The organism is Lysinibacillus sp. A4 (assembly GCF_024919535.1).
GTDB lineage: Bacteria > Bacillota > Bacilli > Bacillales_A > Planococcaceae > Lysinibacillus > Lysinibacillus capsici.
This window is the reverse complement of sequence record NZ_JANWTB010000003.1, coordinates 1-17928: the sequence shown is the minus strand read 5'-3', so window position 1 is coordinate 17928 and position 17928 is coordinate 1. Positions and strand designations below refer to the sequence as shown.

21 protein-coding genes and 1 riboswitch are annotated in these 17928 nt (G+C 38.2%); of the genes, 20 read left to right on the top strand and 1 reads right to left on the bottom strand.

The features are described 5' to 3' along the window. Nucleotides 1–85 precede the first annotated feature (85 nt). Nucleotides 86–796 carry a helix-turn-helix transcriptional regulator gene (locus NY607_RS05385; protein WP_131520609.1) on the bottom strand — a complete coding sequence of 237 codons (711 nt, stop codon included), beginning with the start codon at nucleotides 794–796 and terminating at the stop codon, nucleotides 86–88. Between the two features lie 327 nt (nucleotides 797–1123). Here NY607_RS05385 and comGA point away from each other — a divergent pair, with 327 nt between their 5' ends. From comGA to NY607_RS05285, 20 genes are all read left to right on the top strand, one after another. Continuing rightward, nucleotides 1124–2143 (top strand): competence type IV pilus ATPase ComGA, encoded by a 1020-nt coding sequence (comGA, locus tag NY607_RS05380; RefSeq protein WP_131520610.1) that lies wholly within the window; start codon nucleotides 1124–1126, stop codon nucleotides 2141–2143. Continuing rightward, nucleotides 2118–3191, top strand: coding sequence for a competence type IV pilus assembly protein ComGB (gene comGB / locus NY607_RS05375; protein ID WP_237898258.1), 1074 nt, complete (start codon nucleotides 2118–2120; stop codon nucleotides 3189–3191). Before comGA ends, comGB begins: the two co-directional genes overlap by 26 nt. A 10-nt stretch (nucleotides 3192–3201) precedes the next feature. Further along, the gene (gene comGC, locus NY607_RS05370) at nucleotides 3202–3540 is read left to right on the top strand and encodes a competence type IV pilus major pilin ComGC (RefSeq protein WP_131520612.1); all 339 of its coding nucleotides are present in this window, start codon (nucleotides 3202–3204) and stop codon (nucleotides 3538–3540) included. Next, entirely contained in the window at nucleotides 3540–3977 is a 438-nt protein-coding gene (gene comGD / locus NY607_RS05365; protein WP_131520613.1) for a competence type IV pilus minor pilin ComGD, read from the top strand. The genes comGC and comGD overlap by 1 nt, the downstream gene beginning before the upstream one ends. Then, nucleotides 3970–4284 (top strand): hypothetical protein, encoded by a 315-nt coding sequence (locus NY607_RS05360; protein WP_259419293.1) that lies wholly within the window; start codon nucleotides 3970–3972, stop codon nucleotides 4282–4284. Before comGD ends, NY607_RS05360 begins: the two co-directional genes overlap by 8 nt. Continuing rightward, the gene (gene comGF, locus NY607_RS05355) at nucleotides 4281–4706 is read left to right on the top strand and encodes a competence type IV pilus minor pilin ComGF (RefSeq protein ID WP_131520615.1); all 426 of its coding nucleotides are present in this window, start codon (nucleotides 4281–4283) and stop codon (nucleotides 4704–4706) included. The genes NY607_RS05360 and comGF overlap by 4 nt, the downstream gene beginning before the upstream one ends. 16 nt (nucleotides 4707–4722) lie before the next feature. Beyond that, nucleotides 4723–4884 carry a hypothetical protein gene (locus NY607_RS05350; protein ID WP_225340350.1) on the top strand — a complete coding sequence of 54 codons (162 nt, stop codon included), beginning with the start codon at nucleotides 4723–4725 and terminating at the stop codon, nucleotides 4882–4884. 20 nt (nucleotides 4885–4904) lie between these two features. Then, nucleotides 4905–5420: a shikimate kinase gene (locus NY607_RS05345; protein ID WP_004231053.1), complete on the top strand. Its 516-nt coding sequence runs from the start codon at nucleotides 4905–4907 to the stop codon at nucleotides 5418–5420. 144 nt (nucleotides 5421–5564) lie between these two features. Further along, nucleotides 5565–5657: riboswitch (glycine riboswitch) on the top strand. A 248-nt stretch (nucleotides 5658–5905) separates the two neighbouring features. Then, a complete protein-coding gene (gcvT, locus tag NY607_RS05340; RefSeq protein ID WP_131520616.1) occupies nucleotides 5906–7009 on the top strand; it encodes a glycine cleavage system aminomethyltransferase GcvT in 1104 nt (367 codons plus the stop codon). Between the two features lie 25 nt (nucleotides 7010–7034). Further along, nucleotides 7035–8381 (top strand): aminomethyl-transferring glycine dehydrogenase subunit GcvPA, encoded by a 1347-nt coding sequence (gene gcvPA, locus NY607_RS05335; RefSeq protein ID WP_016993971.1) that lies wholly within the window; start codon nucleotides 7035–7037, stop codon nucleotides 8379–8381. Beyond that, the gene (gene gcvPB / locus NY607_RS05330; RefSeq protein WP_016993972.1) at nucleotides 8374–9837 is read left to right on the top strand and encodes an aminomethyl-transferring glycine dehydrogenase subunit GcvPB; all 1464 of its coding nucleotides are present in this window, start codon (nucleotides 8374–8376) and stop codon (nucleotides 9835–9837) included. The genes gcvPA and gcvPB overlap by 8 nt, the downstream gene beginning before the upstream one ends. 837 nt (nucleotides 9838–10674) lie before the next feature. Then, nucleotides 10675–10812 (top strand): hypothetical protein, encoded by a 138-nt coding sequence (locus NY607_RS05325; RefSeq protein ID WP_156113261.1) that lies wholly within the window; start codon nucleotides 10675–10677, stop codon nucleotides 10810–10812. Next, nucleotides 10784–10939, top strand: coding sequence for a hypothetical protein (locus NY607_RS05320; protein WP_176408523.1), 156 nt, complete (start codon nucleotides 10784–10786; stop codon nucleotides 10937–10939). Before NY607_RS05325 ends, NY607_RS05320 begins: the two co-directional genes overlap by 29 nt. Nucleotides 10940–11088: 149 nt before the next feature. Beyond that, the gene (locus NY607_RS05315) at nucleotides 11089–11514 is read left to right on the top strand and encodes a membrane-associated protease 1 (RefSeq protein ID WP_259419292.1); all 426 of its coding nucleotides are present in this window, start codon (nucleotides 11089–11091) and stop codon (nucleotides 11512–11514) included. Between the two features lie 314 nt (nucleotides 11515–11828). Further along, nucleotides 11829–12515: a hypothetical protein gene (locus NY607_RS05310; protein WP_245188805.1), complete on the top strand. Its 687-nt coding sequence runs from the start codon at nucleotides 11829–11831 to the stop codon at nucleotides 12513–12515. After that, nucleotides 12512–13936: a DUF2345 domain-containing protein gene (locus NY607_RS05305; RefSeq protein WP_259419291.1), complete on the top strand. Its 1425-nt coding sequence runs from the start codon at nucleotides 12512–12514 to the stop codon at nucleotides 13934–13936. Before NY607_RS05310 ends, NY607_RS05305 begins: the two co-directional genes overlap by 4 nt. A gap of 36 nt (nucleotides 13937–13972) precedes the next feature. Continuing rightward, entirely contained in the window at nucleotides 13973–15103 is a 1131-nt protein-coding gene (locus NY607_RS05300; protein ID WP_259419290.1) for a pentapeptide repeat-containing protein, read from the top strand. A 25-nt stretch (nucleotides 15104–15128) separates the two neighbouring features. Next, a complete protein-coding gene (locus NY607_RS05295) occupies nucleotides 15129–15686 on the top strand; it encodes a serine protease (protein ID WP_259419289.1) in 558 nt (185 codons plus the stop codon). Nucleotides 15687–15869: 183 nt separating this feature from the next. Next, nucleotides 15870–16277, top strand: a complete 408-nt coding sequence (locus NY607_RS05290; protein WP_259419288.1) for a DUF4280 domain-containing protein — start codon at nucleotides 15870–15872, stop codon at nucleotides 16275–16277. Nucleotides 16278–16310: 33 nt separating this feature from the next. Continuing rightward, nucleotides 16311–17840 carry a contractile injection system protein, VgrG/Pvc8 family gene (locus tag NY607_RS05285; RefSeq protein ID WP_259419287.1) on the top strand — a complete coding sequence of 510 codons (1530 nt, stop codon included), beginning with the start codon at nucleotides 16311–16313 and terminating at the stop codon, nucleotides 17838–17840. The last annotated feature ends 88 nt before the right edge of the window (nucleotides 17841–17928 follow it).

Below are 17928 nucleotides of genomic sequence, written 5' to 3'. Positions count from 1 at the left end.
AATCTCTTACTCATTATAAATGATATGAAAGGTGTCTGTAAACTGGAACTTCTCCATGTTTGTGACAAACAAATGGATTTTTAATCTAGCTATCGATTTCTGTCACGTTTATTTCATATTTACATAAATCGCAATTATGTATCATACTTTCCATTTGCACAAATTCATTATTCGTAAACAATGCATCTAATTGACCTTTTAAATAGGATTCATGTAATGAACAAACAATTTCAGAATAGGCTGTCAGTTGCTCCTGGAATGGACAATTGAAAATGGAGAAGATAACTTTTTTTCCTTGCTCAGTTTGTTGAATTTGTGGAATATAGCCAATTAAAGCGGCATTGTCCGTTAATAGCTGAAGCTTTTCATCGAAGGAAAGAGAATTACTTACTGTCAATTCAGCACTCATATAATTTTTCATTTGCTGGTAGCCGTCTTGGTAGCTAATTTCCTGGCACTTTGTTAATGCAGATGGACCAAAGTCTTCAATTAATTGTATCGTCCATTTTAATAAACGATCTTCCTCGCGTCTTGGAAAAGTAAGAGATACGCCTTTTTCTGAAGCTTTATAAACACGTCCAGGTCTGCCACCTTTACCTGTTTTTACATAGTCAGCTGTAATAATATTTATTTCTGAAAGCTTCGTTAAATGAAGTCGAGCAACGTTTGGATGGATACCGAATTTATCAGCAATATGTTGTACAGTAACTGTTTTTTTCTCTTGCAATATGTACTCATAAATAGAGTATCTTGTTTCATCCGCTAGTGTACTAGTAATTTTTAATGGATGGATCATGAGCTTCACCTCTTTAATTTATTATAAAAATTATGTTCGTCTACCAAGTGTTAGGAAAATAATCATGTTGATACTATTATATTGTATTATTGAAAAAGATACAGTTCATTTCGGCATAAATATTAATTTTTTCATGTATTTATATTCTTTTTTAGTGGAAAATTGCACTTTATCCACATTTTTATAGCAAAAAACATTTTTGGTAGAAAATTAACTTACAAATTTTTATTTTCTGAAAAGGGCTTTTCTCGTGGCGAGTTCCTCTTTATACTAGGAAATAACGAATAGAGCGGTCATATTCGAATGAACTAAAAGAGAGGTGCATATATGCAGAATTTTGAAACAGTTGTCGAACAAAAATGTGAGCAACTTTTACTAAAGGCCTATCATTTTGGAGCATCCGATTTATTGCTAGTTCCAGGAAACATAAAGTATCGGATCTATTTTCGAAAATATGATAAACTTCTACAAGCTGGTGAGCTACCTTATGAACTTGCAGAAAGAATGATCTCTTACTATAAATTTCTTGCAGAATTAGATATTAGTGAGCGTCGTAAACCTCAAAGCGGTGCCTTTCAAAAGGCAATGGAGCAAAATTCTTATTCGTTTCGAGTATCCACACTTCCTTCTGTATTTTTAAAAGAAAGCTTAATTATTCGTTTACTTCTCCAAAATCATGCATTTCCACTAACTTCCCTAAGCTTTTCCAAAAGCGCAGCTCACCAACTCATGGAGCTGATACAAAACCGACAAGGTCTTCTGTTTTTTACGGGAGCAACAGGCTCTGGCAAGTCTACTTCACTTTATTCCCTCATCCACTACTGTTCCACAGAATTGAATCGACATGTAATCTCTTTAGAAGACCCTGTAGAAAACAGTCAAGCCAATTTACTTCAAATTCAAGTCAACGAGCGAGCAGGCGTTACGTATGCTGCAGGATTAAAAGCCATTTTACGCCATTCACCTGATGTCATTATGATTGGTGAAATTCGCGATAGAGAAACAGCAAATATTGCCATCCAAGCCTCTTTAACAGGGCACTTAGTTGTCTCCACTATTCATGCAAAAGACTCCATTAATTGTCTCTATCGTTTAATGGATTTAGGTGTGTCGATAGAAGAGCTTCGTCAAACGGTTATCGGTATAGTTGCCCAAATGCTTGTTCAAACCTCAGCTATACATGAAGAACGTCGAGCTGTCTATGAGATATTACATGATGACCATCTATCAAGAGCCATCACCGCCATCAAAGATAAGGGCAATTACAAACTTCCTTATGATTTAACATTAATGGGACAAAAAGAATTAGTGGAGAGCCTATATGCAGTTACAAACATACATCGATAAAATGGCTCTTTTTTATAATCGGGCTACGAAATGGCGGGTAAAGGAGCAAGCTCAGCTTTTCAATCGTTTATGTGTATTAATGCAGGAAGGATATTTATTTCCCCAAGCTATTTCCATGCTACTACCTCATCATATTGAAGCACATGAGGACATACAACAGCAAATTGATGAAAAGCTCAGACAAGGAGTAGGCGTTGCAGGGATATTTGAAACATTACAGCTAGGGAATCATTATTTAATGGCAATTAAGGTGGCGGAAAACAATGGTCATATGATAGAAGCGTTTGAAGGTGTAGCTAAACAGATAACAGTAAGTGAAAAGACTAAAAAAAAGTTAATCAAGCTGCTGATCTATCCTGTCACACTGATTATCTTTTTATTGTTATTATTTTTTGTGTTTCGTACATTTTTTTTGCCGAACATTGAAAGAATGGTCGGCAGTCGTACCTCTGAAACAGAGGAGACAAGCATTGCATTGTCCAATCTGTTATTGCATGTTCCAGATGTAGTTATCTCGACCATGTTCATAGTAATAGGTAGCGTATTCCTTTTTCGATTCTATCTTAAACGACAAGCTGTTGCTCATCAACTTACAGTCTTATTAAAAATCCCCTTTCTACAACGCTATTTTAGGTTGACTTTGACAAGGCAATTTGCTGCTTATTTAGGAAGCTTACTACAAAGTGGATTTTCATTACAAGCAAGCCTACAGCTATTAGAGGAACAGCAACTACAACCATTTCTTCAAGTTCTTTCACAGCGTATAAAAGATAGAGTCATCTTTGGAGAATCACTCACACAGGCGGTAACGATCATGGCCGTTTTTCAAAAGGACTTTCCGATGTTCGTTGAGCATGGCGAGCACAGCGGTTATTTAGCAAAAGAGTTAATATTGTATAGCGATTTATTAATGGAAAAGCAGGAACAGCTTTTGCAAAAAATATTATCGTTTGTGCAGCCTAGTTTCTTTATCCTTATAGCTGCTTGTATAATAGCGGCTTATATCAGTTTATTATTACCCATCTATCACATGATTGAATTAGTTTAGGAGGAAGATGATGAAACGTCTTAACCAACAAGATGGTTTTACTTTAATTGAGATGCTTATAGTTTTGTTAATTATATCTATTCTTATTTTAATTACAATCCCAAATGTTACAAAGCATTTCGCCACAATAGATAAGAAAGGCTGTACGGCTTATATAAGCATGGTACAAGGTCAAGTAGAGGCGTATCGTGTAGATTATATGGCTTATCCTACCTTAGAGGATTTAGTGGCAAAGGGCTATTTAAAGGAAAATGAAACAACCTGCCCAAATAAAGAAGAAATAGTGATTACTAATGAGGGAGAGGTACGTCCAGCCAATGTCAACTTGGAAACAGGTACGGATAGCTAATGAATGTTCGTAAAAACGGCGGTTTTACCATTCTTGAAATGCTGGTTGTCTTATTTCTTGTTATGAGTTTAACAGCAATTGTTAGTAAATTCTCATTGAAAATAGCAGAAACCAAGGAATTAGAACGATTTTTTACGCAATTACAGCTAGATATTCAATATATTCAAACCTATAGTATGAGCCAACGACAATATATAGCCTTGAAAATGGAAGGTTCAATAAATCGTTATACTATTCAAAAAGATATTTATACTCATTTATATGAACGTTCTTTTCCGAAGGGGGTTGAATTTTTGCCAGCTGAGAGTTCCATTCAAACACTTGTCTATAACTACAGCGGCAATGTGATGTCAGCAGGCACCATGGCATTTAAAACACCACAGGGCAAGAAAAAAGTAATCATAACATTAGGGCGAGGGAGAGCTAGGATTGAATGAGTCAGGCTATTCTTTTGTAGAAACTATTTTAGGTGTGGGTATTTTGATGTTACTTTGTACCTCGTTAATCCCCATTACCTATACGATGAAAACAAATCTTGCTAATAAAAAAATGGAGCTAATTGCAGCTGAAACAGCATACGAAGGTTTAAAACAGTACCATGCGATTCAAGTAACAGAGGGCTCTCGGACCATTGAACAGGTTGCTTATCATTGGATCGTTGACGAACAACAAATTTGTGTCCAATTTCAAAATTTACAGGAGTCACGCCAAAAATGTATCCAAGTGACAGGTGAAGCCTCATGAATGAAAAAGGCTATACATTAATAGAAGCTATGTTTCAATTAGTCGTTTTTGTGCTTATTTCTCATTTTTTTGTCCTTATAATACTTTGGTTTGCAGAAATGAAATCAACTATGCTAACAGATGAACAAACAAAGTGGGAACTATTTGTTTCCGACTTGAACCTCTCTCTAAAAGAACTTTCCACCTTTTCCATTCGTGAAGATCAAAAAAGAATAACTTTCCAAACAGCTAATACGCTCCATCATGTTGATTGCTACTCAAATATTATTCGTGAGCAGGTAAAGGGTGGACATGTTCCTATGCTAATAGGAATCAATAAATGTCAATTTAGCTATTCCGAAAATAAGCTGACGGTAGCTGTTGAAATGGCGAGTGGTATTCAAAAGGAGCGAGCCTTTTATGTGCCAATTATTGAAAAATGACAGAGGGGCTATTTTTTTGATCGCAATTGCATTATTATTTTTTGTAACTACTTTTGTTCTTGCGTATTATATGTCTTATGAAATGCAGTATCGAACATATGATGGGCTAGAAAAATTGAATGTTCGAGCTACGATAAATTTATTGGGACAAATTTTGTCAGACAGTGTAGAATCGTAGTTATAAGAAGGTGAATCGAATTGCGAAAAATATATTTAGTTGGTTTTATGGGTAGTGGAAAAAGTGCATTAGGAAGACGCTTAAGCTATTTATTGAAGATGCCATATTATGATATGGATCATGAAATTGTGCGTCAGCAGGGGATGACCATTCCACAGATTTTTGAAAAATACGGTGAGGCCCACTTTCGAGAAATAGAAACAGAATTTTTGAAAAATTTCAGGGACGAGGCTTGCATTATTTCGACTGGTGGTGGCGTTGCCATTAATGCTGAAAATCGAAAAATTATGAGACGCAGTGGATTGGTGTTTTTTTTAGATGCGTCGTTTGAGGATATTTATAAACGAGTTCAGCATGATCCAAATAGACCCATTGTACAGAGCTCTACAAAGGAGGAGCTAGAAAGTCTGTATCACTACAGAAGGAAGTTTTACCGTGATGCAGGTCATATTCAGGTACTGACAGAAGGTAGGACGATTCGCCAAATTCTAGAGTATTTAGTATTTCAAGTGAAAAGGTTAAAAAACGAACGATGAATATATTATGTCAATTTAATGTTCGTGTTTTATTATCTTTTAAAAAATGATTGCCTTTCCAATGCATTTAATGTTAGGATATAGACAAATAAGTAACTAAATGTTCATTGAATACTAAATAGTACCAAGATTTATCTTGGGCGGATGATTGTGCGGGGAGAGAGCGTGTAGACGCCACCGAAGGAGCAAGTAGCAATGGGCTATGAATCTCTCAGGTAAAAGGACTCGTACAAGACGCAACTCTGGAGAGAGCTGTAGTATAACAATAACAGCCACCAAAGGGGAAAGCCGACTGATTGGCAAGGGTAAAGCTTGCGAGCCAGTCTGGTGTAACTTTCAGGTGCAAGGACAGAGAATCCCGAAAAGGGGTTCGTCTGTCTTTTTTTATGTCTATAGCCAGTTTTACGTAATTGATTGTAGGAATGCAAAAAGCAGACGAACTACTACCAGTAAAAATGTAACTAACAATAAGGGGGCAAAAAAGAATGGCGAATGAATTAAAACGTACACCTCTATTTGAAGAATACGCGAAATATGGTGCAAAAACAGTTGACTTCGGTGGATGGGAATTACCTGTTCAATTCTCTTCTATTAAAGAAGAACATGATGCAGTGCGTAATCGTGCAGGCTTATTTGATGTATCACATATGGGAGAGATTTTAGTAACTGGTCCCGATGCATTAGGTTTTTTACAAAATCTGTTATCAAATGATGTCTCAAAAATTGTTGACGGTCAAGCGCAGTACACGGCAATGTGCTATGAAGATGGTGGCGTTGTTGATGATTTATTAACATATAAATTAGCTGACAATCACTATTTATTATGTGTCAATGCAGCTAACATTGAAAAAGACTATGATTGGATGATGGAAAATCAACATCAATATGATGTGACGATTGATAACCAATCGGATGCCTACGCACAAATTGCTCTGCAAGGACCATTAGCAGAAGAAGTTCTTCAATCCCTTACTTCAACTGATGTAAGTGCCATTAAATTTTTCCGCTTCCAAGAGAATGTGGAGGTTGCCGGACATAAAGTATTAGTTTCGCGCAGTGGCTACACAGGTGAAGATGGCTTTGAATTATATGGCGCTCCAGAAGACATCAAAGCGCTTTGGGGTAAAATTTTAGAGGCAGGTCAAGAAAAAGGTGTGGTTCCAGCTGGACTAGGATGTCGTGATACACTTCGTTTTGAAGCGGGGCTACCACTATATGGTCAAGAGCTATCAGCAACAATTTCTCCTCTAGAGGCTGGTATTGGCTTCGCTGTGAAATTAAATAAAGAAGGCTTCATTGGTCATGAAGCATTAGTAGCTCAAAAGGAAAATGGTCTACCACGCAAACTTGTAGGCATTGAAATGATTGATAAAGGCATTCCACGCCATGGCTACAAAGTGTTTAAGGATGGTCAAGAAATCGGTGAAGTGACAACTGGTACACAGCTTCCTTCATCTAAACGTAATGTTGGTCACGCATTAATTGACAGTCAATTCGCAACAATCGGAACTGAGCTAGAAATCGAAATTCGCGGTAAACACTTAAAGGTAATAACAGTAGAAACACCGTTTTACAAGCGTTCAAAATAATAGTTGAAAAGAGGGACCTACATTTATGAAACATCGTTATTTACCTATGACGGAGCAAGATCAAAAAGAAATGTTAGACGTAATCGGTGTATCCTCAGTCGATGAGTTATTTGAGGATATTCCTGAGAAAGTCCGTTTTAAAGGCCTTTATGATATTAAAGAAGCTAAATCAGAATCTGCTTTATTAAAAGAATTAACGGCACTTGCTGCTAAAAATAAGGATACAAATGCCAATGTATCATTTTTAGGCGCAGGTGTTTATAACCACTATAAACCAGTGATCGTGGACCATGTTATTTCTCGTTCAGAGTTCTATACGGCTTATACACCATATCAGCCTGAGATTTCACAAGGTGAGCTACAAGCCATCTTTGAATTCCAAACGATGATTGCCGAGCTAACGGGTATGGATCTTGCAAACTCTTCTATGTATGACGGTGGTACAGCTTTAGCAGAGGCAGGTATGCTGGCAGCTGGTCATACGCGTCGCAAGAAAATTTTAGTGTCTGAAGCAGTGCACCCAGAATATCGCGATGTTGTTGCTACATATGCCTACGGTCAATCCATTGAGATTGTGACTATCCCGCAAAAAGATGGTGTGACAGATGTGGATGCATTAAAAGAGTTGATCGATGACAACACAGCAGCTGTTATTGCACAATATCCAAACTTCTTCGGCCAAGTGGAAGACATCCAAGTGATCGGGGATATTGCACATGCTGCAAAAAGCTTACTTGTTGTATCTTCTAACCCACTTGCATTAGGAATCTTAACGCCTCCTGGCAAGCTTGGCGCTGATATTTGTGTAGGTGATGCGCAAGTATTCGGTATTTCTGAAGCCTTCGGTGGCCCACACTGTGGTTTCTTTGCAGTAACAACAAAATTAATGCGTAAGGTCCCAGGACGTCTTGTTGGTGAAACAGTGGATGGTGAAGGCCGTCGTGGTTACGTTTTAACACTACAAGCACGTGAACAACATATCCGTCGTGATAAGGCAACTTCAAATATTTGCTCAAACCAAGCACTTCTTGCACTTGCAGCTTCTGTAGCGATGACAGCTCTAGGAAAACAAGGTATCCGTGAAATGGCTACTCAAAATATTGCGAAAACACGTTATGCAAAAAATGCCTTTGAAGCAGCAGGCTTTACAGTAGCATTCCAAGGTGCACACTTTAACGAAATCGTAGTGAAAACGAATAAATGTGTGAAGGAAATCAATAAAGGCTTAATCGAAAAGGGTATTATCGGTGGCTATCCTTTAGGTCAAAATTATGACTCTCTGAAAAATCATGTGCTAATCGCAGTAACTGAATTACGCACGAAGGAAGAAATTGATGCACTTGTTGCAGAAATGGGGGCTCTTAATGCATAACGAAAATCAATCACTCATTTTTGAAATTTCAAAAGAAGGTCGCGTTGGCTATAGTTTAGAAGCACTAGATGTGCCTGAAGTAGACCTAGCAGATTTATTACCTGCAAACCTAGTACGTTCAGAGGCAGCAGAACTACCTGAAGTATCTGAGCTGGATATTATGCGTCATTATACAGCACTTTCTCGTAGAAACCATGGGGTAGACTCGGGCTTCTATCCGCTTGGCTCTTGTACGATGAAATATAATCCGAAAATTAACGAAACAGTTGCACGTCTTTCAGGCTTTGCAAATGTTCACCCATTACAGGATGAATCAACAGTCCAAGGGGCAATGGAACTTCTTTATGATCTTCAAACGTCTTTAGTAGAAATTACAGGGATGGATGAAGTTACATTACAACCAGCAGCAGGTGCTCATGGTGAATGGACAGCGTTAATGATGATTCGTGCCTTCCATGAAGCAAATGGGGAAGGTCACCGTAACAAAGTAATCGTGCCTGACTCAGCTCACGGTACAAACCCAGCCTCAGCGACAGTAGCGGGCTTTGAAACAATCACTGTCAAATCGGATGAAAATGGCTTAGTTGATATCGAAGACCTTCGCAAAGTAGTAGGTTCTGATACAGCAGCACTCATGTTAACGAACCCGAATACACTAGGGTTATTTGAAGAAAACATTATCGAAATGGCAGAGCTAATTCACTCTGTAGGCGGTAAAGTGTACTATGATGGTGCGAACCTCAATGCCGTTATGAGTAAAGCACGTCCTGGCGATATGGGCTTTGACTGTGTGCATTTAAATCTACACAAAACATTTACAGGCCCACATGGTGGCGGTGGTCCAGGTTCTGGTCCAGTAGGTGTAAAAGCAGATTTAATTCCATTCCTACCAAAACCAGTATTAGTAAGAACTGAAGAAGGCACATACCACTTTGACTACGATCGTCCACAATCAATCGGACGCGTAAAACCTTACTATGGTAACTTTGGTATCAATGTTCGTGCTTATACGTATATTCGTACAATGGGGCCAGATGGCTTAAAAGCTGTTACAGAATATGCTGTATTAAATGCAAACTATATGATGCGTCGCTTAGAGCCATTCTACGATCTACCATATAACCGTCACTGTAAACATGAATTTGTCTTATCAGGTCGTCGTCAGAAGAAGCTAGGCGTTCGTACATTAGATATCGCAAAACGTTTGTTAGACTTTGGCTACCATCCACCAACAACATACTTCCCATTAAATGTGGAAGAGGCGTTAATGATCGAGCCAACTGAAACTGAATCTAAAGAAACATTAGATGCATTCTGTGATGTAATGATTCAAATTGCGAAAGAAGCAGAAGAAAATCCATCAATCGTTCAAGAAGCACCTCATACAACAGTCGTATCTCGTCTAGACGAAACACGCGCTGCTCGTACACCAGTGCTTCGTTATCAAAAAGCATAGTCTACAAAACCGTTCACGTTTAGGTGAGCGGTTTTTTTGCACCTTAAATTACAAGCTGAATGAATGAACATTGGATTTTAGCGTGCTGGCGACGTAATATAAAGCCAAATAAAAGTGTGACTGATTACTGCCTCATGACTTTTGGGAAGAAAATCATAAAAGGAAAGCAAGGTTTTCGATTATTTTGTTTAGATGTAACTTTTCAAGGATAAGAGGGTGAAGTTGTAAATGAAGAGGTGAACAATGCTATTTCTCCTAACTATTTTTGGAGGTTGGACTTTCCTTTTTGAAATTCATAATATCCTGAAAGAAAAGTACAAATGCTTAAAGAACTATTTTATATATATTCATCCTAAAAGACTAATGTCGTTATATGATTAATACTTTTTATTCATTTTTCCTATATAGAAGATTATTTTAAAAAACAGCTTTGGGCCCAAGAGTAATTGAACCTTTAGTTTTTTTTTTATAAAAAAATAGGATTAATCCTATATTAACTGAAAAAATATCATAATTATTATATGTAACATTTTTACTAAAAATACTTTAAATTGTTTTTAATTACAATATCTTCTATAGAAAATATTGACATTAATTTTTGGTGTTGTATAGTTACTTTTGTGATACATCCTATCATTAGTGAATAAAAAATGCATAAAAGTAGAATTAGAGTTTCTAGTACATAGCTTAGCCTCAAATTGATTTTTATTCCTGAAATATTCTTTATAAGAAGTAGTTATATAATTCTAATCCTGTATTTTTATCACTAAATGTTTATGCTTACCCGAAATTCGTTATCTAAAGGAGGGACGGCTGTAGAAATATACAGCCAAATGAATGGAGATTATTAATCAAACAAACAGAACCATGCTATTTGAAGAAATTAATCCTGAAAAAATGGACTTAATTACGCTTGTTGGAGATGTGAAGGGAATCGACAGTCTAAGTGATGAAAAGATTAAAGAAATTCCATGATGGAGATGATATCGGCTACATTATCGACGAGAAAACGAGCACGTGTCAAATTGACCTTGTGTTTAATGGCAATGTGAAGAATTTAGAAGTAATGATTACAAAAGGGACAAGTGCTGTTAAAGCCTAACAAGTATAAACCTACAATTATTCAATTTTTTAGTCGTATGTTTAAGATTTTTTAAATCTTTTAACATAAATAAGAATCGAGAGACTAATTGCTAATATTCTGCAGAACAGTTAGATGTCTTGATTTAACAAATTTTAGGGGGTAAGAAAATGGGTTTTGTATTAAAAGTAGAAGGTTCAGAGGCAATTGAACTAGGCTTAGAAAGCATCATGACTGTCGAATATGAAACAGATACACCAAATGATTCGAACGCTCGCTCTACAGATGTTGGAGCCACTTTAAAAGTAAGAGGTAAAATTCTTACAGCAACTGATGGTGATAATTCTGATGATACGATGAAATTAGGTTTATGGTCATTAGTACCAGCTGAAAAGGCTGACTGTTACCGTAAAGTGACATTAGAGGTTGTTTCAGCAGATCAAGTAGTAAGAAAAATTCATTTCCCGAACACTTTTGTGGTGGATTATACAGAAAGATATGGTGACACAGAAGGTATTGGTGAATTCTTCTTATTTGTTAAACAAAAGAAAGACAAAACAGATTTGGCAAAAATCGAAGGCGGCTACGCTGTCTAAGATTGCAGCAGGATAAAACACTACTAATTATCTAAGGAACTTTTATAGTTCCTTAGATTATTTTTAATCTCCCTAAAATTACTTTAAAGGCGGAAATAAAAGATCCTATACATAGAAAAGATAGCACTCAAACTCATATTTTTGTGAGGAAGAAGTAGAGAGAAGCATTGCCAACAGGTATGCCTTTGATGAGATGGTTGAGGCAATGGAAGGATCAGATTTCAAATTCTGTGTCATGAAGGATGTGTAGGGACTAAGCAAATAATAGTTGATAGGTTGAAATATAGTTGATGAAAAAACGGAAGGTGATTGGGATGAAGTTTATAGATGAAAAAATTATTGCATTAAGAAATGAAATGAGAGAGCAGGAGCAACATGAGCTAGCCCAGCGACAAGTAGCCATACAAAAGGAACAGGAGCCTGAGCAGGCATCTAAGCAGGAGGAGCAAGACCTTGAAAAAGTAAATATCTATCAAAGCTACATCATCATTGATGATGAGAAGATAGGGGTGATGGAGCAGTCATTATTGGATGGTAAAATGACGATTCGTATGCCAAAACTATTTTCTAAGATGTCTACTGAATTAGCAGCCTTAAAGTACCCATCGGACCGTCGACCAAATCTAATTTATACAGATGAATCCTCATCGATTAATCTTGCCTTCAACCTGACTCCACATCGATTACAGGAGGAGGGAGTTGCTGCTTTTCAAGAAAATATGATTGATATCCTTGAACAAGCTCAACCTTCAGCTGATTGGCTTGATACGGATGTCCTGAAGATTGACGAAAAGACAGTAGGCTTTTTAGAGATTATTACACCGGCTATTGATGGCGATATTTTTAATTTAATGTTCTTTGCCTCTATCGAAGGAATAGCACTTATTGGAACCTTCAATTGTATGGAGGAGGACCTTGAAACTTGGCGTCCGATTGCGAGAGCTATGATGGAATCCTTGCGATTTGCTTCAAATAGTAGGAACGGAGGGGGAATACGATGAGTAGTGTCGTGACAGCTTATCATAATATTCAAATTCTACCTTTTGAGCTTATTAGTATTCAAGAGCTTACTATCGTAAAAAAAATGAATGAACATGCTACGTTACGTTTTACTGGTATTGTGCCTGAAGTAGCGAGAGACACATATGTGGAAATGACGGAGGCAAAATCAGCAATTGAAGTAAATCAGCTTAATCATCTTGGTATCCCTTCACCCTTATTTAAAGGTGTAATTTTAGATGTGAAGGTTCGTTCAGTTCGTGGCATTTATTATATTGAAGTAGAAGCGGCTTCAAGCACCTACCAGCTAGACATTAAAAAGAAAAATCGCTCCTATCAGGATAAGGAAATGACCTATTCGTCTTTATTCAAACTATTACATCCTTTTTATCCTGGTCTTGACATTATTGATGAAGCAACAAAGGGTGCTAAATTAGACAAGTTTACCCTGCAATATCGAGAGACAGATTGGCAATTTTTAAAAAGACTAGCCTCACGTTTTAACACTGGACTAGTGCCTGCTGCTACCTTTGATAAGCCAAAGTTCCATTTTGGTGTGCCTGCTGGTAGAGCTAAAGGCAAGCTAGAAGATTACCATTATACGACCCGAAAAAAACTAGCAGATTACCTTCTATATACAGAGAATGGTAATGGAGGTATGGGAGAGCATGACTTTCTATACTATGAGGTGGAAACAGATAAGGTAATGGAAATAGGAGATCATGTCACTTTTCATCAACAAACGCTTTATATATGTGAAGCATACACAACCATGAAGGATGGCTTGCTGAAACATTATTATACGCTGTCAACGAAAAATGGCATGAATAAAAGTGAACTATTTAACGATGCGATCTCAGGCTTATCACTGGAAGGAAAAGTATTAGAAGTCGCAAAGGATCATATTAAGGTGCATTTAGCGATTGATGAGAAGCAGGATAAAGGCAAAGCACATTGGTTTCTTTATTCTACAGGCTATACAGCAGAGGGACATAGTGGTTGGTATTGTATGCCTGAAATTAATGATTTTGTTCATGTCTATTTTCCTTCACATCGGGAGGAGGAAGGAATTTCTAGCAGCTCCATACGAAAAAATTTAGATACTTCAGCAACGAACAAACTAGATGATCCCTCAACCAAATATTATCGTACAGCCTTTGGTAAAGAAATTAAAATGAGTCCAACTGAAGTGGTTATTACTGCACAGGATGGGGATATTTTTATTCGGCTAAACGAAGCAAATGGTATTGAAATATTTAGTAAAAAAGAAATTAAACTAATCTCTGAGGCAGATATATCAGTGAATGCGAGTAAGAAAATTCTTTTGTCTGCGGAGGAAGAAATTTCTTTACAATGCAAAGAAAGTAAAATAACGATGAATGGCAGTGTGCAGATTTTTGGGAAGGAAGTAAAGGCAAATTAAAATGGTTGCGTGTGAATGAGAAGGAAGGAGACTTATATGCAGACACAGGGAGTTTTACAGCATTTTTATGATAACGAAGTAGAAAAAAGACGGTTGAAATATCTCTTATTGCTCGAGGATTTTTTTCAAGCCTCCAAGGATAGGCTCGCTGAGGATTTTAGGATGTCTTTTCAAAAAATATGTCAGCAACTCAAACAACAGCAAACGCTTCAACAGAAAGGACCGATTGCACATATTACGTTTTCAATGCTACGCACAGAGCTACTAGAGAGCAACCCTCACTATTTAGTAGAAGCTACGGATGAGGAATGGTTTTTTGATATTCATCCACTTTTAACTACTTATGATGCAGGTTGGGCGCATCATTTTTTAGAGCAATACATTGAAGAATTAAGTTTGTATAGCAAAACTTTTATGGGGGCAATTACTCAGGCAGATATAGATCGCATTAGACTTCAGGAAGCCAAACATTTTCACCAATATGTAATAAGTCTCGCTAGATATGCGCTACCTGACATTATTCGATGTCCAGAGTATTTGGCGCTAGATCGGGATGTGGCTGTCGAGATACGTGTAGGCGAGTTTATGGATATGAACGAGGTTGTCTATAGCGAGGATTTTTCAGCGAAGGATAGTGAAGAAATAAAGGCTTGGCTAGATGAACAATTAGAGGAGGAATATCCATACGAGGTATTTAGCCATTTAAATTTAGCAGGTGGGCGATATGAAGGCTTGGATATTCGCTATGCCTTTTTCCACAAAGCCAATTTAACCAATTGTCATATGCGTGAATGTCTGTTGATTGGTACTAGCTTTCGGGAGAGTCAGCTAATGGACACGGATTTGAGCTTTAGCACAATTTATGAGGCGGATTTTAGTAATAGTCAGTTACAGGGAGCGAATTTTCAACAAGTACAAGGAGCGAGTGGTCTACTAGATCGTCAGAAATGGGAAATACCTGGCTATTTACCGGTTCGTTTTACCGATGCGAATTTAGAAGGCGCCAATTTTGAGCTAGCGAATTTACGAGGGGCCAGCTTTATGGGGGCAAATGTTAGAAATACAAATTTTGCGGGAGCCAATTTAGAAATGGCTATTTTCTCTAAGGAAGCAAAGGAATATGTAAAGCTAGATCCATTCCAGGCTGCTAGTGTCATTTGGAAGTAGACAGTGTGAAAAAAGGAGACGAAAGATGAACTATTTTATTCTATCTCAAGATGAACGTATCACAAATGCTGTGAAACCTGTTGGTATCGCCCAAGTGATTAAAAAAGAGCTATTAACCATTGAAAGAATGGAAGAATTAGAGGAACTTGAACGGCAATTTCCTGTATTAGAAAAAGGCGAGATGGTGTATACCGATCTCATAGAAAAGCCAATCATGCTTATTTCTGATGCTGTTAAACAATTAGTGGAAAAGTATGTCCCAAATATGCCATTTAAAGCAGTTGTTCTCACGGATATGCCTAAATTAATGCAAACCTTATATTGGCTGGTGATCCCACCAAGAGTGCGTTGTCTTTCCGCTCAAACGGAATTTCATCTGGATGGTACGTTGAAGAAGCTAGTCATAGATGAGCAGTTGGCTGCTCCTTATTCATTCTTTCAAATCGAGGGCATTAAAGAACAGTTTATAGTGGTGAATATTGAATTAGCAGAGAGTATTCTACGCAGAGATTTTCGGGGAATACGATTACAAAAAATACAAACTGAAGGAAGATGGAACGACATTCTTTCTGTAGGAAAATAGATGAGGTGCTTGAAAAAGGATTAAAGCACATGATGGAGGTCCTTTAGGTAAACGGTAGGGAGAAAATAGCGAGATTAAAATTAGAGCAATTTGAAGAAAGAGTCGTCAGGCGTACGTATTGCAGTTAAATCTTATGTTTAGCAAAAGTGGTAACACCTTACGTATCGAAAGGATGGTTTTTCTATGTCAGAAGAAATGCAGACAAAGGGTGGCGACCAACGGAGTTATGTCGTAGCTGGTGCCAAATTATCCTGTTCACAAGGAGATCAAACGAGTATTTTAAAAATGCCAGTCAGTCACGGTGTTTATACGAAAAATAAGGCGCAGATGAATACGATGGATTATAAGCCTTATGTCAATATTCAACCATTTGGCTTATGCCAGACATTAGCGAATCCAACTGTTGCGGCAGCTACAGCTGCTAATAATGGTGTCTTAAAGCCCATGCCCTGTACACCTGTGATTACAATGCCCTGGATTAATGGGAAGGATGATCAATTAATTGAAAATCATCCAGCGTTAGTTAGTCAATCGATTAATATGTGTATGTATTGTGGAACGATAAAAGTAGAAGATGATGGGCAAGAATAAGCGATTGTCCCCTGAGGAAAGAAGGGAATTCATGTGAACACATACGAGGAAGTAATCGGATACGGTGAGCTTGAACTCGTATCCCCCTATGAAATCCAAACATTGCATAATCTCACGTTGACTCAAACAGTGAACGACCATGCAAGATTAGCAATAACGGGATTTATTCCTGCGGAAAAGAAAGATAGTTGTATGCAGCTTGCCAGTACGACAGATCGAATAGAGCTCTATCAAAAACACAAAGGTCAACGGCTGGATGCGCTTTTTAAAGGGCAGGTAACAGAAATTGCGGTACGAATGACAAGGGGTGTATATCAAGTTGAATTAGAGGCTGTTTCTTCTACATTCACCTTGGATTGTAAACAAAAATACCGCTCCTTTCAGCATCATAAAATGACTTATGAGGCGATGTTAAAAAAGGTGCTAGAAGATTATTCAGGTGCAGATGTTATTGATACTGTATCGAAAGCTACTCCTCTTAAGCAATTTATATTACAATATAAGGAGACGGATTGGCAATTTTTACAACGTATGGCCTCCCATTTTCGGGCTGTATTAGTCGCCGCAGTGGATGCTGATAAGCCGAAGTTTTGGTTTGGCCTACCTGAAGGGCGAATGCAAAAGCTTTCCTTGGCAAATTATACGATCTTAAAGGAACGCTCTAAGTTTTTACATAGTAAGCATAATGACATCGAGCAGCCAATTGAAGAGCGGGATACAGTTGCCTACGTGATAGAATCTAGAAAAACATTGAAACTGGGTGATCGCGTTCTGCTCCAGGGCAAGGAGCTGGTAGTAGCCAAGTCTATCGCCCGCATGAAGCTAGGCATCCTTACCTATGAGTATCATCTGCTGTTCGAAAAAGGCATACGTCAAGATAGGCGCAGTATTCCGTTCCTACCGGGCACAGCGATTGAAGGAAAGGTATTAGAGGTCAAAAAGGATCAGGTTCGAGTCCACCTCAGTATCGATGAGACACAAAAAAAGGAAGAAGCTACGTGGTTCCCACTTGCTACGCCTTATACGGCAGAGGGACATAGTGGCTTTTACAGCCCACCAGAGGAAGGAGATAGCGTCCACCTAACCTTCCCAACACATCGAGAGGAAGCAGCGTTTGTTCGTCATAGTGTACGAAAGGGTGGCGAGTCCAACCCGAAAACAGCTGATCCCAAAACGTCTTACTGGGGTACACCGAAAGGGAAGGAAATGAAGCTAGACCCACAGTCCGTAACATTTACCGCCAAGGAGGGTGCCGTCTTTCTGCAGCTCCATCAGGACAGCGGCATCACTGTGCATAGTAAGCCCTCCTTGCTGGTCAAAGCCAACGACACGATCACCTTTGCCGGAAAACGTGTGTCCATGAGTGCAGCGGAGTCGATGCGTTTCACATGCGGCTCAAGCAGTCTTGTATTTGATGGCAATACCGATATTCAGGGACAGGTAGTGACGATGGATGGCTCCATTAAAGCCCCTGTATCTGTCGCAGCGCAAGAAGAGGAAGCAGACCTGGAGGCAGCCCTAGACGTCATGGGGATGATCCCTGTTGGTGGGGGTGATGCCTAATGGGTCTATTAGGATTAGCAGGAAGCTTACTAGGGATGATTCCGAAAGTAGGCTCCCCAAGTGGAAAGAAAAAAGGAAAGAGCGGCGG

Bases quoted from the DNA above. Each gene is read 5' to 3' on its own strand.
- NY607_RS05385 (WP_131520609.1), bottom strand. From the start codon at position 796: ATGATCCATCCATTAAAAATTACTAGTACACTAGCGGATGAAACAAGA.
- comGA (WP_131520610.1), top strand. From the start codon at position 1,124: ATGCAGAATTTTGAAACAGTTGTCGAACAAAAATGTGAGCAACTTTTA.
- comGB (WP_237898258.1), top strand. From the start codon at position 2,118: ATGCAGTTACAAACATACATCGATAAAATGGCTCTTTTTTATAATCGG.
- comGC (WP_131520612.1), top strand. From the start codon at position 3,202: ATGAAACGTCTTAACCAACAAGATGGTTTTACTTTAATTGAGATGCTT.
- comGD (WP_131520613.1), top strand. From the start codon at position 3,540: ATGAATGTTCGTAAAAACGGCGGTTTTACCATTCTTGAAATGCTGGTT.
- comGF (WP_131520615.1), top strand. From the start codon at position 4,281: ATGAATGAAAAAGGCTATACATTAATAGAAGCTATGTTTCAATTAGTC.
- gcvT (WP_131520616.1), top strand. From the start codon at position 5,906: ATGGCGAATGAATTAAAACGTACACCTCTATTTGAAGAATACGCGAAA.
- gcvPA (WP_016993971.1), top strand. From the start codon at position 7,035: ATGAAACATCGTTATTTACCTATGACGGAGCAAGATCAAAAAGAAATG.
- gcvPB (WP_016993972.1), top strand. From the start codon at position 8,374: ATGCATAACGAAAATCAATCACTCATTTTTGAAATTTCAAAAGAAGGT.
- NY607_RS05325 (WP_156113261.1), top strand. From the start codon at position 10,675: ATGGAGATTATTAATCAAACAAACAGAACCATGCTATTTGAAGAAATT.
- NY607_RS05315 (WP_259419292.1), top strand. From the start codon at position 11,089: ATGGGTTTTGTATTAAAAGTAGAAGGTTCAGAGGCAATTGAACTAGGC.
- NY607_RS05310 (WP_245188805.1), top strand. From the start codon at position 11,829: ATGAAGTTTATAGATGAAAAAATTATTGCATTAAGAAATGAAATGAGA.
- NY607_RS05305 (WP_259419291.1), top strand. From the start codon at position 12,512: ATGAGTAGTGTCGTGACAGCTTATCATAATATTCAAATTCTACCTTTT.
- NY607_RS05300 (WP_259419290.1), top strand. From the start codon at position 13,973: ATGCAGACACAGGGAGTTTTACAGCATTTTTATGATAACGAAGTAGAA.
- NY607_RS05295 (WP_259419289.1), top strand. From the start codon at position 15,129: ATGAACTATTTTATTCTATCTCAAGATGAACGTATCACAAATGCTGTG.
- NY607_RS05290 (WP_259419288.1), top strand. From the start codon at position 15,870: ATGTCAGAAGAAATGCAGACAAAGGGTGGCGACCAACGGAGTTATGTC.